General features: G+C 65.1%; 4 protein-coding genes. All 4 read left to right on the top strand.

Annotated elements, in window-relative coordinates:
• The first annotated feature begins 95 nt into the window (after positions 1 to 95).
• Positions 96 to 449, top strand: a complete 354-nt coding sequence (gene tnpA, locus NKJ32_RS35260) for an IS66-like element accessory protein TnpA (protein ID WP_352596435.1) — start codon at positions 96 to 98, stop codon at positions 447 to 449.
• Positions 446 to 793 carry an IS66 family insertion sequence element accessory protein TnpB gene (gene tnpB, locus NKJ32_RS35255; protein ID WP_023680870.1) on the top strand — a complete coding sequence of 116 codons (348 nt, stop codon included), beginning with the start codon at positions 446 to 448 and terminating at the stop codon, positions 791 to 793. Before tnpA ends, tnpB begins: the two co-directional genes overlap by 4 nt.
• A gap of 66 nt (positions 794 to 859) precedes the next feature.
• Positions 860 to 2536, top strand: a complete 1677-nt coding sequence (tnpC, locus tag NKJ32_RS35250) for an IS66 family transposase (protein ID WP_352830552.1) — start codon at positions 860 to 862, stop codon at positions 2534 to 2536.
• A 2-nt stretch (positions 2537 to 2538) separates the two neighbouring features.
• Positions 2539 to 2772: a hypothetical protein gene (locus NKJ32_RS35245; protein WP_023766642.1), complete on the top strand. Its 234-nt coding sequence runs from the start codon at positions 2539 to 2541 to the stop codon at positions 2770 to 2772.
• Positions 2773 to 2842 lie beyond the last annotated feature (70 nt).

Genomic DNA, 2842 nt, shown 5'->3' with positions numbered 1-2842 from the left:
GTACGCCTCCGGCGAGGGCCGCCTTGCGGGAGCATGGCCCGGTAGCGAAGCTGCGCTCTTAAGGTCGTCCTTTCGAGCGTAGTTAGCAGCACAGCATGAGCCATGTGACGTTATTGACCGGACCGGAGCGTCGTCGTCGTTGGCGTGAAGAGGATCAGTGCCGGATCCTGGCCGCGGCATTCGCGCCCGGGGCCATAGTGGCGGCGGTAGCGCGTCAGTACGATGTCGCAACCAGCCTGATCTATAAGTGGCGCCGCACGGTGAGAGCCCGCGAGACGGGCTTTGCCGAAGTTGTCGTGGTTCCCGATAAGCCTTTCGCCGCTTCGGTGCCGGCGGCGCCACCAGCGGTGATCGAGCTGGAGATCGCCGGCAAGGTGCGGCTGCGGATACCGCTGACCACGCCGCCGACACTGGCGGCGGCGATGGTGAAGGCGCTGGGCGTTTCATGATCCCGGTTCCGAGCCAGGTGCGGATCTGGTTGGCGGTTGGCCGGACCGATATGCGTCGCGGAATGCAAGGCCTCGCTCTGCAGGTTCAGGAGACGTTGGGCCGGGATCCGCATGCCGGCGATCTTTATGTCTTCCGCGGCCGCAACGGCAACCTGATCAAGATTATCTGGCATGATGGGCTCGGCATGTCGCTATATGCAAAACGGCTCGAGAAGGGCCGGTTTCTATGGCCGTCGCCGGCGGACGGCACGGTTTCCATATCACCGGCGCAGCTCGCCTACATGCTCGACGGGATCGATTGGCGCAACCCGCGTCACACGTTCCGACCGCAGCGCGCGGGCTGAGTTTTTCTTTGAGTTTGCGCCATTTTCCGCGAGTCAGCGGACGCGTTTTATGATTCACTCCAGGGCATGGTTGCCACCGCCCAGGATGCTGTTCCGGACGATATTGGCGCGCTGAGAGCAGCGCTGACCGCGGCGCTGGCCAGAGCCGAAGACGAGGCCGCACGCGCTGCGCTGGTCGAGGCCGAACTGGCGGTCGCCAGGGCCAAGGCATCGGATGATGCGGCGCTGATCGCACATCAGGATCTGACGATCCGGAAGCTGCAGCGGGCGCTGCATGGTCAAAGTTCTGAACGTGCCGCCCGCCTGCACGACCAGATGGAACTCACCTTCGAGGAACTCGAGAGCACGGCAACGGAAGACGAGATCGCCGCCGAACAGGCAGCGGCGCGGACCACCGAGGTGGCGCCTTATGTGCGCAAACGACCGGCGCGCCAGCCATTTCCCGAGCACCTGCCGCGCGAACGCGTGGTCGAGCCGGCGCCGACCGCTTGCCACTGCTGCGGCGGTCATCGGCTGCGCAGGCTGGGTGAGGATATCACCGAGACGCTGGAGGTGGTGCCGCGGCAATGGAAGGTGATCCAGCACGTGCGGGAGAAGTTCACCTGCCGCGACTGCGAGGCGATCAGCCAGGCTCCGGCGCCGTTCCACGCCACCCCGCGCGGCTGGGCCGGTCCCGGCCTGCTGGCGATGATCCTGTTCGAGAAGTTCGGCCAGCATCAGCCCCTCAACCGCCAGGCTGAACGCTATGCCCGCGAAGGCGTGCCGCTCAGCCTGTCGACGCTCGCCGACCAGGTCGGCGCCGGCGTCGCGGCGCTGATGCCGCTGTTCAAGCGGCTCGAAGCCCATGTGCTGGCCGCTTCACGTCTGCACGGCGACGACACGACGGTGCCGGTCCTGGCCAAGGGCAAGACCGATACCGGCCGATTATGGACCTATGTGCGTGATGACCGACCATTCGGCGATGTCGATCCGCCGGCGGCGGTGTTCTATTATTCCCGCGATCGCCGAGGCGAACATCCCGCGGCGCATCTCGCCGGCTGGAGCGGCATTCTGCAGGCCGATGCCTATGGCGGTTATGGCGATCTCTATGCGGCGGCCCGTCAGCCGGCGCCTATTCTGGAAGCCAGCTGCTGGGCCCACAGCCGGCGCAAAGTGTTCGGGCTGGCCGATATCGAAGCGGCGGCGCGCAAGAAGGCGCACGGCGAGAAGCCCAACCTGGTCTATCCGCTCGCGGTTGAAGGCGTGAAGCGCATCGACGCCCTGTTCGATATCGAGCGCGAGATCAACGGCCTGTCGCCGGCCCAACGCCACGCCGTGCGCCAGGAGCGGAGCCTGCCGCTGGTCGCGGAGCTCGAGACCTGGATGATCGAGACGCGCGACAAGCTCTCGCGCGGACATGATCTGACCAAGGCCTTCAACTACATGCTGCGCCGCTGGTCATCCTTCGCCCGGTTCCTCGACGACGGGCGGATCTGCCTATCGAACAATGCAGCCGAGCGAGCCCTGCGCGGCATCGCTCTCGGCAGAAAGTCCTGGCTGTTCTGCGGTTCCGATCGCGGCGGACAGCGCGCTGCCGTTCTCTACAGCCTGATCGTCAGCGCCAAGTTGAACGATATCGACCCGCAGGCCTGGCTCGCCGATATCCTGGCGCGCATCGCAGCCCACCCAGCCCATCGGATCGATGATTTGCTGCCGTGGAATTGGAGATCCGCACAACTGCGGACCCAATCAGCGGCGGCCTGATCATGCAGCGCAATAAGGTGCATCACGTCTACACCGTCGAACGTGTCGCCAGGGACCTCGGCGTCAGCGAAGCGCTCATCCAGGAACTGACCCTCGGTCTCGAGCCCGAGGACGGCGTCATCTGGGTCTACGGCGCCAACGATGACGACGGGATCTTGGCCTTCACCGATGAAGGCATCGAGGAGGTCGAACTCCTCCTCGAAGAATATCATCGCGTCTCCCCATCAAAAACTTGACGCCGGCACCGCGGTGCTCAGGTCCTCATGGCCGCCGGATACACGTCTGCGGTCTTCACCGGATGGGTAC

Origin of the sequence: Mesorhizobium sp. M0159 (assembly GCF_040322295.1) — a bacterium.
GTDB lineage: Bacteria > Pseudomonadota > Alphaproteobacteria > Rhizobiales > Rhizobiaceae > Mesorhizobium.
This window is presented reverse-complemented; position numbering and strand designations above follow the sequence as displayed.

Bases quoted from the DNA above. Each gene is read 5' to 3' on its own strand.
- tnpA (WP_352596435.1), top strand. From the start codon at position 96: ATGAGCCATGTGACGTTATTGACCGGACCGGAGCGTCGTCGTCGTTGG.
- tnpB (WP_023680870.1), top strand. From the start codon at position 446: ATGATCCCGGTTCCGAGCCAGGTGCGGATCTGGTTGGCGGTTGGCCGG.
- tnpC (WP_352830552.1), top strand. From the start codon at position 860: ATGGTTGCCACCGCCCAGGATGCTGTTCCGGACGATATTGGCGCGCTG.
- NKJ32_RS35245 (WP_023766642.1), top strand. From the start codon at position 2,539: ATGCAGCGCAATAAGGTGCATCACGTCTACACCGTCGAACGTGTCGCC.